Below are 16,492 nucleotides of genomic sequence, written 5' to 3' on the forward strand. Positions count from 1 at the left end.
GTTGCGCTTGCGATCGGAGCTCGTTGTCGTACTTGGGATAGTTGTGGGACTCGTGGGCATCGGCTACAATCTGTTCATCCTGTGGTCGCTGTTTCGGGAGTAAGAATTCCTACGGGTCTGTACGTCTCCTGTCTGAAGCACGAGATTCCAGTCCAAATGGGTCGAAAATAACCCACAACGGCCCATGACCCCTTAGAAGTCGGTCACCCGCGACTGGATCCGGCCGTCCTCGACTCTCCGCTCGCCCGCGAGCGCGTCGGCCAGCTCCCCCCGCGGGACGTCGTCGCTTCGCTGGAGGTAGGCGAGTTCCGAAAGCGACAGCGTCTCGCCGTCCTCGAGCCGACGGAGCAGCCCCTCGCCCGACAGCGCGTGGAACGTCCGCTCGAACTCGACCGAGACCGCACGGTCGCGGTCGGCCTCGGCCAGTGCAATCCCCTCCCGGAGGACCTCCTCGACGTCGGCGTCGGAGTCCTCGGCTCCACGGTAGAGAAAGGCCATCGCCGCGACGAGCGCGTCGAACGCCTCGGGACCGTCGAGTTCCTCGAGACGCTTCTCGAAGACGAGTTCCCGGTCGCGTTCGGGGAGGTGTTCGATCAGGAGTTCGAAGTCCCGGAGCGACTCGAAGACCCGCTCACGGATCCGCCCGCGAGTGTTCCGCTCGGACTGGACACTCCCCGGTTCGTGCTCGCCCCGGAGGTACGCGCGGTCGGACGGGGTCAGGATCCCGCGAGATCGATCGTTGGTAGACATAACCCGTTCCAGGTTACGATATCTGATTGGGTCATATATAGATAACTGATATCGGATTATCTCCCTCGAACACCCAAGCCTCTCGACATAACGATTATACGGTCCGGGCGAGTACGTCGTTCCGGGATCCGAGACGCGATCGGCCGGTTTCCCTGCCAGGATCGCCCGGCCGATCGAAACGCGGAGGCGGCTGCCCCCACCGTCGGGTGGAACCCCGCACGGATAGCCGTTGCTCCGTCGGTCGAGGGTCCCGCCATCATGACCACGACCGACACCCGACCGACGCGAACGGAACAGTACGACGACGAACCTCCGGTCGAACTCGTCTGCTCGGCCGACACGCTCTCGACGACCCTCGAGGCCGTCGGGAGCGTCGTCTCCGAGTGTCGGCTCCGCCTCGGTCCCGACGGACTGGGGATCTCGGCGATCGGTCCGGCGACCGTCGCCGCGGCGAGCGTCGAACTCGAACCCGCTGCCTTCGACTCCTACCGGAGCGACGGCCGGACCCTCGGGATCGATCTCTCCCGGATCGACGACGCGCTCTCGGTCGCTCCTCGCGGGCCGATCCGGCTGTGGCTCGATCCCGACGGCCGGCTCCGGCTCGCGGCCGAGGGACTCGAGTACGCCATCGGCCTCCTCGACCCCGACTCGATCCGGGAGCCGCCCGACCTCGAAGCGTTCTCGATGGACGGGGCGGCGGTCCAAACGGAGGGCGAGACGGTCGGCTCGGCGATCCGGGCCGCGGGAACGCTCGCCGACCACCTCACGCTGGGGGTCACGGACGACCCCGCGTTCGTCGCCGCGGCCGACGGCGATACCGACGAGATGTCCCTGACCGTCCCCGAGTCCGATCTCGAGGGGCTCGAGCGGCCCCCGACCGAACCGTCGAGATCGACGTTCTCGCTGTCGTATCTGGAGGCCATCCATCGAGTGCTCCCCGACGAAGCGGTCCGGCTCCGACTGGGCGATGACGAGCCTCTCGAACTGGCGTTCGATCTGGCCGACGGTGCGGGTCGGGCCCGGCTGGTGGTCTGTCCCCGGATCCGGAGGGGATAGTTAGTAAAAGAGTTCGACGACGGTCAGCGTCTCGAAGGGGTAAGACTCGTCGGCGCGGGCGACAGCGCTGAAGCCGGCCTCGCCCGCTCGCTCGACGACCTCCGAGACGCCGGCGAGGCTGCTCACGAGCAGGAGGACCCGCCCGTCGGAGGTGAGCACGCGCCCGACGCGTTCGAGAAACGCCTCGATCACCTCTCGGCCCGACTCACCCCCCGAGAGCGCCCGCTCCATCCAGTCGTCCCACTCGTTATCGGGGTCCGTCGGGAGGTACGGCGGGTTGAAGACGACGGCGTCGAACGCGCCGTCTGCGAAGGGAGAGACGAGATCCGCCCGAACGGCCTCGACACCCCGCTCGCGCGCGCTCACACAGGCATGGGGGTTGACGTCCGAGGCGATCACCCGGGCACCGGTCTCCTCGGCCATCCGCTCGGCGACGTACCCCGAACCGGTGCCGACCTCGAGGACTCGGCGTGCGTCCGCAAGCCGGGAGACGGCGACGCTCGCGAGCAGCCGGGAGTCCTCGGCGGGCTCGTAGACGTCGGTCTCGAGCCCGCGGCGGTCGGCGAGGTCCCCCATTTACCCGTCTCCCCTCCCGACATCGTCGGCCAGGGCCGCGAGGTCGGCGAAGTCGGTCGGCGCGAGCGCGCCGGCGCGTTTCGAGAGGAGGGTCTCGTCGGCCGCCGCGACGACCGCATCGGGGTCGTCGAGCCCGGAGATGTGTGCGGTGTTCCGGATCGCGTTCCGGATCGTCTTCCGGCGCTGGGTGAAGATCGCTTTGACGAACCCGAGAAAGAACTCCTCGTCGCCGACCTCGTAGTCGGGTTCTCGGGGGGTGGTCCTGACCACGGCGCTCTCGACGGCCGGCGGCGGCGAAAACGCCTCCTTCGGGACGGTCTCGACGACCTCGCAGTCGGCGTAGTGTTGTGCGGAGACGGAGAGCCGGCCGTACTCCGGGGTCCCCGGCTCGGCGACCATCCGGTCGGCGAACTCGCGCTGGAACATCAGGACCAGGGGGCGCTTTTCGGGGAGCAGGCGAAAGGCGATCTCGCTCGAGACGCCGTAGGGGAGGTTCGAGACCGAGGCCGAAAATGCGGGGAGGTCGGCGTCGAGAGCGTCGCCCTCGATCACCGTCAACGCTCCCGCGTCGATCTCCGCCGCGAACTCCTCGCGGAGGAAGGACGCGAGGCCGGGGTCGCGCTCGACGGCCGTCACCCGCTCTCCGGCGGCGAGCAGACGATCGGTGAGCGCGCCGGTGCCGGCGCCGATCTCGAGGAGGTGGTCCGTGTGGGGTCCGTTCTCGGCCCCGTGGACCGACTCGAGGTAGCCCGGAAGCCGATCGAGGACCCGGTCGTCGATCAGGAAGTGCTGGTCGCGATCGGGGTTCCCGCGGACGCCGGCCCGCGCGATGAGGGCGTCAGGGTCCCGCCGTGGCTCGCTCATCGCCCTGGGTTGGCGGTCGCCGGCTGTAAACGCACCGTCTCGCGCCCGCTCGTCGCTGGCGCGCCCCGTGGAGGATCGTCCCTTTCATGGGCCCCCCCTTCGATTCACCCCGTATGATCGAGTCGGGCGTCGGGACGACCGCGAACGCGTGGCCGCAGGGATGAGCCTCGCGACGCCGGTCGGCGACCCGATCGCGATCTTCTTTCTCGCGATCGTCGCCTTCCTGGTCGCGCCCGCCGTCCTCGACTACGCCCGCCTTCCGGGGATCGTCGGGATCATCCTCGCCGGTGCCGTCGTCGGCCCCAACGGGCTCGCGATCCTCGAGCGCGGGGAGACGGTCGTCCTGCTGGGCGAGGTCGGCCTGCTCTACTTGCTCTTTCTCGCGGGCCTCGAGATCGACGTCGCCCGGTTCGTCGAGAGCCGCTCGCGGAGCGTCGCCTTCGGCCTGCTCTCCTTTCTCGTCCCCCAGGCCGTCGGCACCGTCGCGGGCGTCGCCCTCTTCGGCATGAGCCTCCCCGGAGCCGCGCTGTTCGCCTCAATCTTCGCCTCCCACACCCTGCTCGCCTACCCCGTCGCCTCGCGGCTCGGGCTCGCCGACCGCGAGAGCGTCGTTGCGACGATCGGCGGTACCGTCGTCACCGACACGATCGCGCTCCTTCTGCTGGCGGTCGTCGTCGCGGCCGACGCCGGGACCCTGGGCTTGGCGTTCTGGCTCCGGTTGGGGGTCGGCGTCGCGGGCTTCTTCGCCGTCGTCTGGCTCGCCGTTCCCCGGCTGAGCCGCGCCTTCTTCGCTCGCGGCGGGCGCGAGGGCGTCAGCGACTACCTCTTCGTGCTCGCGGTCGTCTTCGGCTCGGCGCTGCTCGCGGAGGTCGTCGGGATCGAGCCGATCGTCGGCGCCTTCCTCGGCGGGCTGGCGATCAACCGCCAGATCCCCCACCGCGGACCGCTGATGAACCGGATCGAGTTCGTCGGCAACGCGCTGTTCATCCCCTTTTTCCTGCTCTCGATCGGAATGCTCGTCGACGTGCGGGTGCTCGTCGCCGGCAGCGAAACCCTCCTGCTTGCGGCGTTCCTGATCGTCGCGACCCTCGCGACCAAGTGGGCCGCCGCCTGGATCGCCGGCGCGGCCTTCGGCTACTCGTCGGCCGAGCGGATGACGATGTTCGGGCTCTCGCTCGGCCAGGCCGCCGCGGCGCTCGCGATCGTCCTCGTCGGCGTCCGGATCGAACTGTTCGACGACGCCGTCCTCAACGCCACCGTCCTGTTGATTCTCGCGATGAGCGTCGTCAGCCCCACGGTGGTCGACCGGTACGGCCGCGAGATGGCCGGCGAGGGCGGGCCGGCCGGCGATCGCACCCCCACGGCCGGCGACCGGCTCCTGCTCGCGCTCTCGCCGTCGGCCGACCACGCCGAGGGGCTGGTCGAACTCGCGCTTTCCCTCCGGGACCCGGGTGGCACGCTCTCGGCGCTCACGGTGGTCCCGCCGGGCCGGTCGGTCGAACGAAACGTCGAGGCCGCAAGCGAGGCCCTCGAGGACGTCGCCGACCACGCCGCGGCCGCGGACGCCCCGATGGGAACCCGAACGCGGGTCGATCACGGCGTCCCGGCCGGCCTCGAGCGCGCGGCCGTCGAGGACCGGGCGTCGGCGATCCTGGTGGGCTGGGACGGGCGAGCCGGAAGGCGACGGACGATCGGGCGGACGGTCGATCGCCTGCTCGCCGGCAGCGACCGGCAGGTGGTCGTCGCGCGCGTCCGCGAGCCGATCGCGGCGACCGCGGCGGTTACGGTCGTCCTCCCGGCCGGTATCGAGGGGGAGTGGGGCTTTCCGGCTGCCGCCCGGAGCGCAAAACGGATCGCCGCGGCGGCGAACGCGCCGGTCTCGGTCCTCCTCGTCGGCGGCGAGTCGGGACTTGAGCCCTTCGAGCGAGTCGATCCCGAACTCCCGGCCGCCTTCGAGCGCGTCGGCTGGGACGACCTCCCGGAGGCCCTCGGCGAGGACGGCGAGCGGACGACCGTCCTCCTCTCGCCGCGACCGGGCGCGCCCGGCTGGAGTTCCGAACTCGAGGCGCTTCCCGCGACGATCGCCACCAGGTCGGGCAACCTCGCGGTCGTCTACCCCGCCCGCCGCGAGCGCGACGACAGGCGCTTCTTCGAGCTGCGCTGAGACGGTCGGAGACCGCCGACCCCTCGAACGCCGGTACGTTCGAGGGGGAGTGGCGTTCCCCCATCGTATGACCGTAGCCGATAAACCGCCGCCGTCCCAACCCCTCACTATGCAGGCGCTCGTCATCGCGGCCCACGGCTCGCACTTGAATCCCGGCGCCGCTCGGCCGACCTACGCCCACGCCGACACCGTCCGTGACGCCGGTGCCTTCGACGAGGTCCGGGAGGCGTTCTGGAAGGAAGAGCCCCACTTCCGGGAGGTGATCCGAACCCTCGAGAGCGACGAGGTGTACGTCGTCCCCCTCTTTATCAGCGAGGGGTACTTCACCGAGCAGGTGATCCCCCGGGAGCTTCGCCTCTCCGAGTGGGACCCCGACCGCTGGGACTCCGAGGGGACGGACGCCGACTGGGCGACCCTCGAGGCGGAGGGGAAGACGATCCACTACTGTGGCCCCGTCGGGACCCACGACGCGATGACCGACGTGATCGTCCGGCGCGCGGAGTCGGTGACCGACGACCCCGACGTCGGGGAGGGGGTCGGCCTCGCGGTCGTCGGCCACGGCACCGAACGAAACGAGAACAGCGCGAAGGCCGTCGAGTACCACGCAGATCGCATCCGCGATCGGGGACGGTTCGACGAGGTCGAGGCGCTGTTCATGGACGAGGAACCCGAAGTCGACGACGTCACCGACTATTTCGAGAGCGACGACGTGGTCGTCGTCCCCCTCTTCGTCGCCGACGGCTACCACACCCAGGAGGACATCCCCGAGGACATGGGGCTGACCGAGGACTACCGCGAGGGGTGGGAGGTGCCCGCGGAAGTAGAGGAGCACCGGATCTGGTACGCCGGCGCCGTCGGCACCGAGGCGCTGATGGCCGAGGTGATCCTCGAGCGGGCGGCCGACGCGGGTGCGGACATCGAGAACGCCATCGACCGCGTGAAACGGGCGACCGCCGAGATGGCGGACGCCGACGACCGGGGTTCGCGGGCGGAGGCGGGTGACTGAGCCGTGAACGCCGAGCGAGCGGTCGAGGCCCTCGTCGAGCGCGTCGATGGCGGCGAGACCGTCGACTGCGACGGGCTCTCGGTCGAGGGCGACCCGGAGGGGTACCGACTCGAGCTCCCCGAACTCGAACGGACCGGACTCTCGACGGAGGAACTCCGGCGGACGCTCTCGGCGTTCGGCGAGTACGCGACGAACTGGCGCTACTGGGATCGCGTTGGCGGCGCGGGCACCGCCCGCCGGGCGTTCCTCCGGTGGTGTGAACGCGCGCCCGTTCCCGGCGAGGCGACCCCCGGCGAGTCCGATCCCGAGCCGCTGGCGGTCCCCGACCGCTACGACGCGCTCGCGGAGGGTATCGACCGCGAGTGGGGTCAGCTCCTGCTCACGACGACCCTTGCTGAGAACGGAGACCGAAGGTACGACCTCCGCCACGTCGAGGACGCCGGCGCGGCCGTCGAGGACCTCGACACGTACGACGAGCCCCGCGAGGCTCGCGAGCTGACCACCTTCGACGAGGACGGCCGCTACCGGCCGCTGAAGACGGCGCCGACGCTCGTCCCCGGTTGGGTCTTCCCGTCGCTGTCGGCGACCGAACTCGTCTCCGCCGTCGGCTTTTTCTACCCCGCCACGGTCGAAAACTGGCACCGCGAGCGCGAAGGCGAGCTGGACGTCGATCACTGGATCGACACCGCGGAGCGCCAGACCGGGATCTACGACGTGATCGACGAACTCCCACGGGAGGCCGTCGACTGGATGGCCGAAGCCTGCTGTGTCGACTCCCAGTGTCTCCGCCGCCGGGAGTGGGAGTACGATTCCGAGGACCCGGTCGACGCCCCCGGCGGCGAGGGACCGTTCCCCTGTCGAGAGCCCTGCTCGCTCGTGATCGCCGCCGCGCGGAGCTGGGCGATCGACGAATCCGAGGAGAGCCACACCTGGGAGGTCGAGTTGACGAGGGGCGAACGCAACCAGATCGAGGAGATCGTCGACGCCGTCGCGGAGGGCCGGACAGAGGAGATCCGCGAGGCGGACGTCGGGGAGGGGGCGAACCGCTACCGCGCGCGATACCTTCGGGCGAAACGGTTCGGCGGAGAAGACGACGGCGACGAGGGTGGAGAGGGATTCGGCGACCTCGTCGAGTGACCGGGAGCGATCAGGCGGTGTACGCGAGCCAGCCCGCGACGGCGACCGCCGCGGCGACCGCGAGGACCGCGAGGAATCCCCACGAGCCGCCGACGACGCTCGCGGACACGACGGCGACCCCGATCGCGACGACGCCGACGAGGGTCACCGCGAGGGTCGTCCGGTCGATCTCCCCCGTGGCCGCCCGGTTCCGGGTTCGGCCTGCCGACCCGCCGGTCGTCGGCTGGACGAACCGTCCGCCGCCGCCCGACCCCGAGGAGCCGCTCGCGGGGATCCCCAGGGTCTCGTCGACCTCGATCTCCTCGGGCGCCGCCGTCACCGCGAGCCCGACGTAGACGGTGGTGGCGCCGTACCCCGTCGAGATCGCGAGCGTTCCCTCCAGCTCCCGGTCGACGTCGGGCGCCCGAAGCGAAATGTAGGCGTCGGAGTGTGCTTCGACGTAGTGGTTCGACTGGTCGATCGAGAGGTAGTCGCCGAGTTCGCCGGTGATCCGGCAGTGGACGTGGGCCGACGATCCCTCGTTCTCGATGGCGATCCCGAACCGGTCGCCCGCGAGCACCTCGAGCTTCGAGGGGCGGGCGTCCAGTGGCTGTGGGCCTTTGCGGCTGACCGTGACGGTGACCTCTTCGGGGGGCACGGTACTCACCCGTTAGGCCGGCGTCCCCTCGCGCATGTCCGGCGGGAGCAGGTTCGGGATGCCGTCCTCTATGGGGTAGCGTTCGCCACACTCCGTACAGACGAGGGTACCGGAGACGACCTCGTTCTCCTCGTACTCGGCGTCCTCGAGCTCGAGGTCGTGTTTGTCCAGCGGACAACAGAGGATCTCCAGGAGCGACTCCTTCATACTACCTTCGCTATCCGCATTCAGCAAAAGGTTTCGGGAAGAGCCCTATGGCCGTTCGACGACGACCGTCTCCTCGCGGGCGGGGCCGACGCCGACGGCATACACTGGCGCGTCGAGTTCGTCGGCGACGTACTCGAGGTACGTCCGGGCGTTCTCGGGGAGGGCGTCGTACCCCTCGGTCGCGACGTCCGCCCAGTCGACGTCGGGCCAGCCCTCGAACGTCCGGTACTGGGCCTCACACTGGCCCCACTCCTCGGTCGTCGCGGGCATCGTCAGGCGCTCCTCGCCGTCGACCTCGTAGGCGTGGCCGACGTTCAGTTCGTCGAGACCGGCGAGGGTGTCGACGTGGTTGACCGCGAGACCGGTAAAGCCGCTCGCGCGGGCCGCGTGGCGCAACATCGGCATGTCGAGCCAGCCGACGCGACGGGGACGGCCGGTGACGGTGCCGTACTCGCCGCCTTCCTCCCTGATCTGGTGGGCGAGTTCCTCGCTCTCGGTCTCGGGATTCGAGGGATCGCCGTCGTACCCCGGCGTGTCGCCGGGGACGCCGCCGAGTTCCGTCGGCATCGGGCCGCTGCCGACGCGCGTGAGGTAGCCCTTGACGACGCCGACGATCTCGCCGTCCCCGACGACGCCGGGGCCGAGTCCCGACCCGGTGGCGGCGCCGCCGGCGGTCGGGTTCGAGGAGGTGACGAAGGGGTAGTTGCCGTGGTCGATGTCGATGAGCGTTCCCTGTGCGCCCTCGAACATGAGGTCCTCGCCCTCGGCCATGCGGTCGGCGAGGAAGTCGCCGCTATCGACGAGCATCCCCTCCTCGGCGAGGCGCCGTCCGTACTCGGCATACTCCTCGTGGAGGGCATCGACCGAGAGCGCGTCGGGGTCGTCGAGACTCCCGATGTCGAGGCCGAAGACGTCCTCGACTAACGCGCGCTTCTGGGGGAGGACGTACGCGAGGCGCTCGCGGAGTGTGTCGGGGTCGGTCAGATCGGCGATCCTGAGCCCCCGCCGGGCGGCTTTGTCCTCGTAGGTGGGGCCGATCCCGCGGCCGGTGGTGCCGACCTCGTTGTCGTCCTCGCTCTTTCGGTCCTCCTCGATGCCGTCGAGCAGGCGGTGGTAGGGAAAGATGACGTGTGCGCGGCGGGCGACCCGGACGTCGGGGTCGACGCCCCGCTCGCGGAGGGCGTCGATCTCCGAAAAGAGGGTTCGGGGGTTGACGACGCAGCCGTTACCGAGGACGTTCACCTTGCCCCGGATGGCCCCGCTGGGAACCAGCGAGAGCTTGTACTCCTCGCCGTCGTGGACGACGGTGTGGCCGGCGTTGTCCCCGCCCTGATACCGGACGACGACGTCGGCGGAGTCGCCGAGGACGTCGACGATTCCGCCCTTGCCTTCGTCGCCGAGTTGGGACCCGACGATCGTGACGGTCATAACAGCGCCGGGTTTCTCCCCGGTCGATAAACCGATTACGGTCTCCCCGGTCCCGGGTGCCGCGACCAGAAGCGTTAACCCCTCCCACGAGAAAACTCGGATCTCACCCCTCGTCCCGGATCCCGGAGAGAAACTTTTAAAGGGTCCAAAGACAAGTTAACAAATGCCATGATAGATCGACTCGAGAAGGAAGTAGACATGCTGGAACGACACCTTCAGGTCCTGAAGATGGTCATCGAGAACGAGCCCATCGGCATCGTGAAGATGTCCAACGAGACCGGCTATCCCCACCACAAAGTCCGGTACTCGCTTCGGGTCCTAGAGGAGGAGAACCTGATCGAGCCCTCGAGCCAGGGCGCGATCAAGACCGAGCGCACCGAGGAGTTCGTCGACGAACTCGACGGCAAACTCGACGAGATCGGCGAGAAGCTAGACGGGATGAAGATCGAGGACGTCGCCGAGATCGAGGGTTAGAGGTCGGGCGTCGAGAGATACAGTTCCTCGCGTCTGGCCTCGACCAGACAGAGGTGATAGCCGCGATTTCTCGAGAGCGTGACGTAGCTTCGCTTCGGGCTCCGTCGCAGGAACCCCCCGCCGCCGGTGACGCCGTCGACTACCTCTAGTGCGTCGGGGTCGAAGTAGCTCGCGGCGACGACCATCGCCGCCGCGATCCCGGGATACGTCGAGGTCGCTCGCGAGGTCGCTTCCTCCACGCCGGCGACGACCTCCCGGCTCGCGGGCTCGCGCGACTCGTGACACCGTGCGGTCACCAGGGGGGTCCCGTGTCTGTCGAAGGCGACGACGTCGAAGGCGACCGACTCGCCGCCGTCGAGGTCGAGCGTGGCGTCGAACGTCGCGCGGTCGATCCGCGGGATCGCCTCGGAGAGGTCGGCCAGGGCCTCCTCGCTTCCGGTGTCTCTGATCTCGAAGGGGAGGGTCCCGACGAGCCAGTCGACGAACCGGTACTCGATGGTCGACTCGAGAAAGTCCTCGAACGGCCGGCCCTCGACGCTCGCACCTTCCTCGAACTCGGTGTGGTGGTCCAGGCGGAGGTTCGAGCGGACGGCCTCGGGGTCGGCCGAATCGAGGTCGGCCAGCGTCGACTCGCCCTTCGAGGCGTAGCGCACGAACAGGTTCGTCCCCGCGATCGCCTCCTCCGGCGCGACGTCGTCGCCGGCCGCCCGCTCGCCTCCCCCGCCAGCCTCGAGTTCCTCGATCCGGGCCTCGAGGCGGTCGACGGTCTCTCTGAGCACCCGGTTTTCCGCGACCAGCCCCGCCTCGCCCTCGCGCTCGATGGCATCGAGGCGGGCCTCGAGCCGGTCGAGTCGATCCCCGTCGCCGTCGTGGTCGCCTCCGGGCGGGTCGCCGTCGACCGTCGGCCCGAGGTCGGCGGGATCGACCGGCGCGAGCGAGACTTCGACGACCTCGTAGCCCTCGAGGGCCCTCGAGACGTGTTCGACGGCCCCGGCCCCCGTGAGGGGCTCGCCGCCCCCGACGGCGACGGCTGCCTCCCGGCTCCCGTCCTCGTAGACGATCGCCCACTCGTCGCGGGGTTCGGGGCCGCCCGCGGGATCGACGTAGCAGGTGCGCTCGTCGGCCGCGAGCACGTCGTGGAGCGCCTCGGGCGGCGTCTCCGCGGCGTCGTAGCTCCGTCGGGTTTCGCTCTCTCGCTCGGTCATCGCGTATCCGAGCACGAGCGCGGGGGCGGGAGCGACGTGGAGCCGGCCCGTTCGGACGACCCGCTCGGGGTCGCCCTCGCTCCCGACGATCCGGCCCTCGTGGACGAACAGATGGCCCTCCTCGGCGAGGACGACGCCCGATACCCCTTCCGCGAGGTCCCCTACCGCGCCGGTGAGCGACCGGGTCTCCCAGCCGTCGATACGCTCGCGGAGGCGGGGGTCCATGCGGTTTCGGTTCCTAGATCTTCGACTCGGCGTCGTCGGCGAGTTCCTGCATGCGCTTGCCCAGCCGGCCGGCCGAGGAGAACTCGTCCTCGCTCATCGCGCCCGCGAGGGCGTTGCCGAGGACGAAGACGGCGTGTTTGTGCTCGCTTTTCGATTTGTGGACGTGGGAGGGGTCGACATCGAGCCGGCGGTAGGGCTCGAAGAGGTCCTCGTCGACCTCCTCGCGGTCGCTGAAGTACTCCATGATGACCACCAGTTCGGCGTGGAGGTCGAGCAACTCGTCCTTGTGCATACGTCCGGGTACGGACGGTTTCGGTTTAAGGATTGTGTGCAGGAGAGTGCCAAAACCCGTTCCTGGCACGGACACCGCCGGTTTCGACGGAGTTCGGTTAGCTCCGGTCGAGCAACCGGACGGCGGCGACGGCCGTCCATCCGCCGAAGAGCACGGCAACAAGGAACTCGACGAGGCCGAACCACGCCCCCGATTCGAGGAGCCCGACGTCGATCGCGAGGAGCCAGCCGCCCCACAGCAGGAGGTGTGCCAGCCCGACCCCGACAGTCACTGCGCCCCACCGGCGCTCGCCGGCACGGACGGCTCCCGCGCCGAGCAACAGGTTCGCGACCGGGGCGCCGGCGAAGAAGGCGAGCGCGACCGGGCCGTGCAGCGACCGCCCGAGGTACCAGTCGGTGTGCTCGAGGAAGAACACCCCGACGAGGGCCATCCCGGCGATCGCGAGGCCGTAGCAGACGACGCCGGCACGCTCGAGGGGAGTCCGGGCCTCGGCCCACAGGCGCCCGACGAACGGCGCGCCGACGACCCCGCCGAGAACGAGCCCGCCGTTGAACAGGGGGAAGGTGGCGGTTCCCGGTCGACCGAGATCCGAGAGGGCGTGGCCCGACCAGGTAAAGGGGTCGGCGAGGGCAGTCGAGAGCAGGATCGCCGACAGCACGAGGACGGGCGCGGCGATTCCACAGCCGGCAGCGACGCGCCGGGACGAGAACGATCCCATCGGGTCCCCTCCTCGCCGCGGGGTTATCAGTTCCCGGCCTCGGCGATCCGATCGCTCCCGATTCGCCGCCCTCGCGGCGGTCTCGAATCCCGGCGTCACTCCCGTCGCCCGACGGTCACGAGCGGACGTCATCGATCCCGGAGGACGACGGCCGCGGCGACGAGCGCGAAGACTGCCATGGCGGCGGCGAGCAGCGCCATCGCCGCCCCGATCGTGTACCGGCCGGCGACCCCGCCCATCGCCGCCGGAAAGATCGCGAAGCCGGCGCCGCTGGCGACGAAGGCGACGGCGTTGACCGGGCCGCTGTACTCGGGGACGTGGTCGGTCGCCCACGCCAGCAGGGTCGGGAACATCCCCGCGACGAGGAAGCCGACGACGGCGACCGCGCCCAACATCGCGTACCCTGACGTCGAGAGGAATCCCACGAGCGCCGCCGTCGCGAGCGCCGCGCTCGCGAACACCAGCGCGAGCTCGTCGACCCGCTCCGTGGCCCGGCTGAACGCGTACCGGCCCGGGACGTACGCCGCGAGGTACAGTGACAGCGAGAGGTTCGCGACGCTCCGGGGAAGCGACTCCCCGACGTAGTAGGGGAGCCAGGTGAAGATCCCGCCCTCGACCAGGCTCAACAGAACCAGCAACAGCGCCATCGTCCCCACCGTCGGCCTGCGGAGGAGGGAAGCGAGTTCCCGGGGAGCAAGCGCCTCCTCGGCCTCGAAGCCGGGGGCCTCGAGTCGGCCGAAGGCGACGACGACGGGGACGAACGCACAGGCGAGAACGAGGAAGGCGAGGCGCCAGCCCCAGACGACGAGCGCGGCGGTTGCCAGCAGCGGGCCGAGCGTCGCCCCGACGGCCCACGCCATGTCCTGGGGGTAGGGGTTGAGTTGAGTAAGAGTTAAACAAGTAGTCCCTGAAGGTGGAGGCGTAATGTCGGACAAAACCAAGCGAGTCAACCTCGCTATCTCGGAGGGCAAGAAAGAGCGTTGGGAGGAATACCACCAAAACAACCCCGAGCTTCAGTCGATGGCCGACTTGGTTCGGACTGCTGTCGAGCGGGAGATAGCCCGTGAGGAGAACGAGACGCCCGTTGAATCGGGGGCTTCGGATCAAAAGGTGGCTCAGATCCTCGATAAAATGGACCTTCTCTCAGACCGAATGAAGAGCTTTGAGGGGCGTCTGAAGAATATCGAGGAACGGACGACGACGAACCCTGAGATTAACCGACTCAAGGGTGAGATCTATGAGATACTTCCTGACGAGAAGCCCGGGTCTGAGGGGTGGGAGGACGAGGTGTATACGATCAACAAGGCCGGCGGGACCGGGACGACGAAAGGTATGCCCGATGGATGGGAGGGGACCCCTGAGGCTCTTGCTGACGCTCTTGACGAGCCTATTCATTTGGTTGAGGAGGCCGTTGAGAAGCTTGAGGAGGCGAGTAAGAGCGTTTGGATGACTGAGGATGGCGAGTATTACATCCGCCGATGACTGAAATCTGTGAGGCCACTCTCAACGACGGGGAGCGCACCTGTTCCAACAAGGCCCGATACTCGGATGGGAAATGTGGGGTTCACTCCTCTCACTCGGATAGTAACACCGGAGGATCGGTTGAGGACGACGACATGGCCCGCTTTCTCAAGAGAGAGCGTCGGGACCCGAGCGTCGGTAAGGCCACGTTCAACAGTCGTCAGACCGGACTAAGAGCGTTAACGGAGTGGTTAGAGGCAGAGGGTCCCGAGGACGTTCGGGATATGACCCCTCTCGACGTTGAAGATTATGTTATTTGGCTTCAGTCGGGAGAGGGGAGAGGCATTTGCGACGTTACGGCTCAGGACTATGTAAATGAGCTATCAGTCTTTATTCAGTTTCTCCAGAAGAAAGGCGAGGACATGGAGAACCCCGTCCGTGAGGCCGACCTGCAACTCGACCCATCCCCTGAAATGAGCAAGCGTCTCAAGGACGATCAGGGGTATGTGGCTATGAGCACGGACCAATTTGAGGAGTTGATGAATCACTTGCCGGCCCCGACCGCTCGGAATCAGCTTCTCTTTCAGTTGATGTGGGATTGTGGGCTCCGTCCGATTGAGGCCACTCAGATAGAGTATGAGGACGACATAGACCGTGAGAAGCGTCAAATCAACGTTTACTCGACTAAGACGGGAACCAACAGGGTCGTATTTTACTCAGAAACGGCAGAAACGATGTTAGCCGAGTGGCTGGACTGGGGAGAACGGAGTCGATTCAATCCTGCTGAAGACTCTCCATACCTCTTCATTAGCCGAGAATCAGAGACGATCACGACATGGACCATCAATCAGGTCTTCCGAAAAGCCGCCGAGGCCGCCGGACTCCATGAGGAGGAGGTCTATAGAGACGCCAAGGGGAGCCCCCAGTACGACTTGAAACCGTACTCACTCAGGCATAGCTTCGCTGAGCGCATGATAGATCGGGGAGTCGATCTTGAGACACTAAGGCAAACGATGGGGCACTCGGATATCGGGACGACAAAACGATACGTCAATCCCGACCTCGAAACACGGCGGCTCCGTATCCAGTCGGCTCTTGACGATTAATCACATTGGAACGCTCTTTATCACCTGTAATTAAGCTCTCATCGCCCGGTTACGTTAACTGACTGATTGAGCTATCAGCCCTCTCAGCCCCCACTCCGAGGGGGGTCAGGATTAATGGGGATTGGAACGGAGAAATGAGGGCTGTAATAATCCCTGTCTCTCATCGATTACTGAATCTCACTACGCCCACATCGTCAGTTTGTCGTGAGAGGCACGAGGATAGGTTCTGAGAGTGTTCGTATCTCTCCGAGGCTCAGGCTATGTGTCGAGACACTCAACCCCCTCAGACACGGGATCAGCGGCTATGAGGGTCAGGGGTCACAAAGCAACTCCCGAAATTGACCGACTGAACCTCTTGGATATTATTGGGGCGGAGCAAATATCCTGAATTGAATCCCCACCCGTCTACTAAAAATTATATACTATAAACAAAAACTCGTAGATATGGTATACGATCATATCGCCTCTTCTACTGTCCAGATTCACTGTGATGAGATTGAGGGGCCGGGGGACGGCTCAGGCTTCCATTTTCAGGACGAGAATACCATCGTTACAAACGCTCATGTGATTGAGTCTGCCATAGTAGACCACGATGACATTTGGGCTGTAACAGAGGAAGACGAAGAATCTCGACTTGAATTACTCACCCATTCCCCTTCGCATAAATACGACTATGCCCTCCTAAATCTAAAGGAAGGGTTTTCGAATCCACGCAACGTACTAAATCCTAAGTTAGGAGGTGTTGATCGAGGCCAACAAATTTGCTTCGCTGGGTTTCCACATGGGATTAATGATCTTCTTGTTCAAGAGGCACGGGTTTCAGGGCCCAAAGAAGATTATGGCTTTTACATTGATGGATCAGTTAATGGCGGTAACTCAGGGGGACCCATTGTTGATGCAGATGATGGAAAAATCGTAGGTATCGTAACTGAGCGACGGTATTTAACCCCAATCGATATGGACGAGATTAGTCGGGAAATTAATGCTCTCCGACAACGCTACCAGAAAGGTGTGGGATTTGATATGGTAATGGGGGATATCAGCTTGAACGGGGTATTGGAACTAATTGCCGAGTCATTAGGACGGTTTGAGGATATTATGCAAGCAAACGCGAATACTGGAATTGGCATCGGTTATCAAATAATGTATGCTAATGATGCCTACGATTCCCTCTAACATAATCCAG

Annotated in this window: 18 protein-coding genes; 8 read left to right on the top strand and 10 right to left on the bottom strand. The window is 66.5% G+C overall.

Translation table 11 applies throughout. The annotated features are described in order from the left end of the window. Positions 1-192 precede the first annotated feature (192 nt). Positions 193-750 (bottom strand): hypothetical protein, encoded by a 558-nt coding sequence (locus tag DVH23_RS00890; RefSeq protein WP_114575550.1) that lies wholly within the window; start codon positions 748-750, stop codon positions 193-195. 258 nt (positions 751-1,008) lie between these two features. On the opposite strand from DVH23_RS00890, the gene DVH23_RS00895 reads away from it, so the two are divergent. Beyond that, entirely contained in the window at positions 1,009-1,806 is a 798-nt protein-coding gene (locus DVH23_RS00895; RefSeq protein WP_114575551.1) for a DNA polymerase sliding clamp, read from the top strand. Here DVH23_RS00895 and DVH23_RS00900 read toward each other — a convergent pair whose 3' ends face one another. Both DVH23_RS00900 and DVH23_RS00905 read right to left on the bottom strand, forming a co-directional pair. Beyond that, complete coding sequence (locus DVH23_RS00900) at positions 1,807-2,382, bottom strand: HemK2/MTQ2 family protein methyltransferase (protein ID WP_114575552.1); 576 nt, start codon at positions 2,380-2,382, stop codon at positions 1,807-1,809. It lies immediately after the preceding gene. Then, on the bottom strand, positions 2,383-3,246 hold the full coding sequence (locus DVH23_RS00905) for a 16S ribosomal RNA methyltransferase A (protein ID WP_114575553.1): 864 nt from the start codon (positions 3,244-3,246) through the stop codon (positions 2,383-2,385). 160 nt (positions 3,247-3,406) lie between these two features. Here DVH23_RS00905 and DVH23_RS00910 point away from each other — a divergent pair, with 160 nt between their 5' ends. The 3 genes from DVH23_RS00910 (at position 3,407) to DVH23_RS00920 (ending at position 7,553) form a co-directional block, all read left to right on the top strand. After that, positions 3,407-5,410, top strand: a complete 2,004-nt coding sequence (locus DVH23_RS00910; protein ID WP_114575554.1) for a cation:proton antiporter — start codon at positions 3,407-3,409, stop codon at positions 5,408-5,410. A 109-nt stretch (positions 5,411-5,519) separates the two neighbouring features. Beyond that, the gene (locus DVH23_RS00915; protein ID WP_114575555.1) at positions 5,520-6,416 is read left to right on the top strand and encodes a CbiX/SirB N-terminal domain-containing protein; all 897 of its coding nucleotides are present in this window, start codon (positions 5,520-5,522) and stop codon (positions 6,414-6,416) included. Positions 6,417-6,419: 3 nt separating this feature from the next. Beyond that, the gene (locus tag DVH23_RS00920; RefSeq protein WP_114575556.1) at positions 6,420-7,553 is read left to right on the top strand and encodes a DR2241 family protein; all 1,134 of its coding nucleotides are present in this window, start codon (positions 6,420-6,422) and stop codon (positions 7,551-7,553) included. Positions 7,554-7,563: 10 nt separating this feature from the next. On the opposite strand, the gene DVH23_RS00925 is transcribed toward DVH23_RS00920, so the two are convergent. From DVH23_RS00925 to DVH23_RS00935, 3 genes are read right to left on the bottom strand one after another with little or no spacing between them, the layout of a single operon-like run. After that, complete coding sequence (locus DVH23_RS00925; protein WP_114575557.1) at positions 7,564-8,199, bottom strand: hypothetical protein; 636 nt, start codon at positions 8,197-8,199, stop codon at positions 7,564-7,566. A gap of 3 nt (positions 8,200-8,202) precedes the next feature. Next, positions 8,203-8,397 carry a methytransferase partner Trm112 gene (locus tag DVH23_RS00930; protein WP_114575558.1) on the bottom strand — a complete coding sequence of 65 codons (195 nt, stop codon included), beginning with the start codon at positions 8,395-8,397 and terminating at the stop codon, positions 8,203-8,205. 45 nt (positions 8,398-8,442) lie between these two features. Continuing rightward, complete coding sequence (locus tag DVH23_RS00935) at positions 8,443-9,825, bottom strand: adenylosuccinate synthase (RefSeq protein ID WP_114575559.1); 1,383 nt, start codon at positions 9,823-9,825, stop codon at positions 8,443-8,445. A 168-nt stretch (positions 9,826-9,993) separates the two neighbouring features. Here DVH23_RS00935 and DVH23_RS00940 point away from each other — a divergent pair, with 168 nt between their 5' ends. Beyond that, positions 9,994-10,299 (top strand): hypothetical protein, encoded by a 306-nt coding sequence (locus DVH23_RS00940; protein WP_114575560.1) that lies wholly within the window; start codon positions 9,994-9,996, stop codon positions 10,297-10,299. Here DVH23_RS00940 and DVH23_RS00945 read toward each other — a convergent pair. From DVH23_RS00945 to DVH23_RS00960, 4 genes are all read right to left on the bottom strand, one after another. Then, positions 10,296-11,729 carry a hypothetical protein gene (locus DVH23_RS00945; protein WP_114575561.1) on the bottom strand — a complete coding sequence of 478 codons (1,434 nt, stop codon included), beginning with the start codon at positions 11,727-11,729 and terminating at the stop codon, positions 10,296-10,298. The two genes, DVH23_RS00940 and DVH23_RS00945, sit on opposite strands and share 4 nt — an antisense overlap. Before the next feature lie 13 nt (positions 11,730-11,742). Further along, positions 11,743-12,021, bottom strand: a complete 279-nt coding sequence (locus DVH23_RS00950; RefSeq protein ID WP_114575562.1) for a UPF0058 family protein — start codon at positions 12,019-12,021, stop codon at positions 11,743-11,745. Between the two features lie 97 nt (positions 12,022-12,118). Further along, complete coding sequence (locus tag DVH23_RS00955) at positions 12,119-12,739, bottom strand: DUF998 domain-containing protein (protein WP_114575563.1); 621 nt, start codon at positions 12,737-12,739, stop codon at positions 12,119-12,121. A gap of 128 nt (positions 12,740-12,867) precedes the next feature. Then, entirely contained in the window at positions 12,868-13,599 is a 732-nt protein-coding gene (locus DVH23_RS00960) for a sugar MFS transporter (RefSeq protein WP_114575564.1), read from the bottom strand. A 64-nt stretch (positions 13,600-13,663) separates the two neighbouring features. Here DVH23_RS00960 and DVH23_RS00965 point away from each other — a divergent pair, with 64 nt between their 5' ends. The 3 genes from DVH23_RS00965 (at position 13,664) to DVH23_RS00975 (ending at position 16,482) form a co-directional block, all read left to right on the top strand. Beyond that, the gene (locus tag DVH23_RS00965) at positions 13,664-14,221 is read left to right on the top strand and encodes a hypothetical protein (protein WP_114575565.1); all 558 of its coding nucleotides are present in this window, start codon (positions 13,664-13,666) and stop codon (positions 14,219-14,221) included. Beyond that, the gene (locus tag DVH23_RS00970; protein WP_114575566.1) at positions 14,218-15,306 is read left to right on the top strand and encodes a site-specific integrase; all 1,089 of its coding nucleotides are present in this window, start codon (positions 14,218-14,220) and stop codon (positions 15,304-15,306) included. Before DVH23_RS00965 ends, DVH23_RS00970 begins: the two co-directional genes overlap by 4 nt. Before the next feature lie 444 nt (positions 15,307-15,750). Continuing rightward, positions 15,751-16,482 (top strand): serine protease, encoded by a 732-nt coding sequence (locus tag DVH23_RS00975; RefSeq protein WP_114575567.1) that lies wholly within the window; start codon positions 15,751-15,753, stop codon positions 16,480-16,482. Positions 16,483-16,492 lie beyond the last annotated feature (10 nt).

Source organism: Saliphagus sp. LR7, from assembly GCF_003344565.1.
Lineage (GTDB): Archaea > Halobacteriota > Halobacteria > Halobacteriales > Natrialbaceae > Saliphagus > Saliphagus infecundisoli.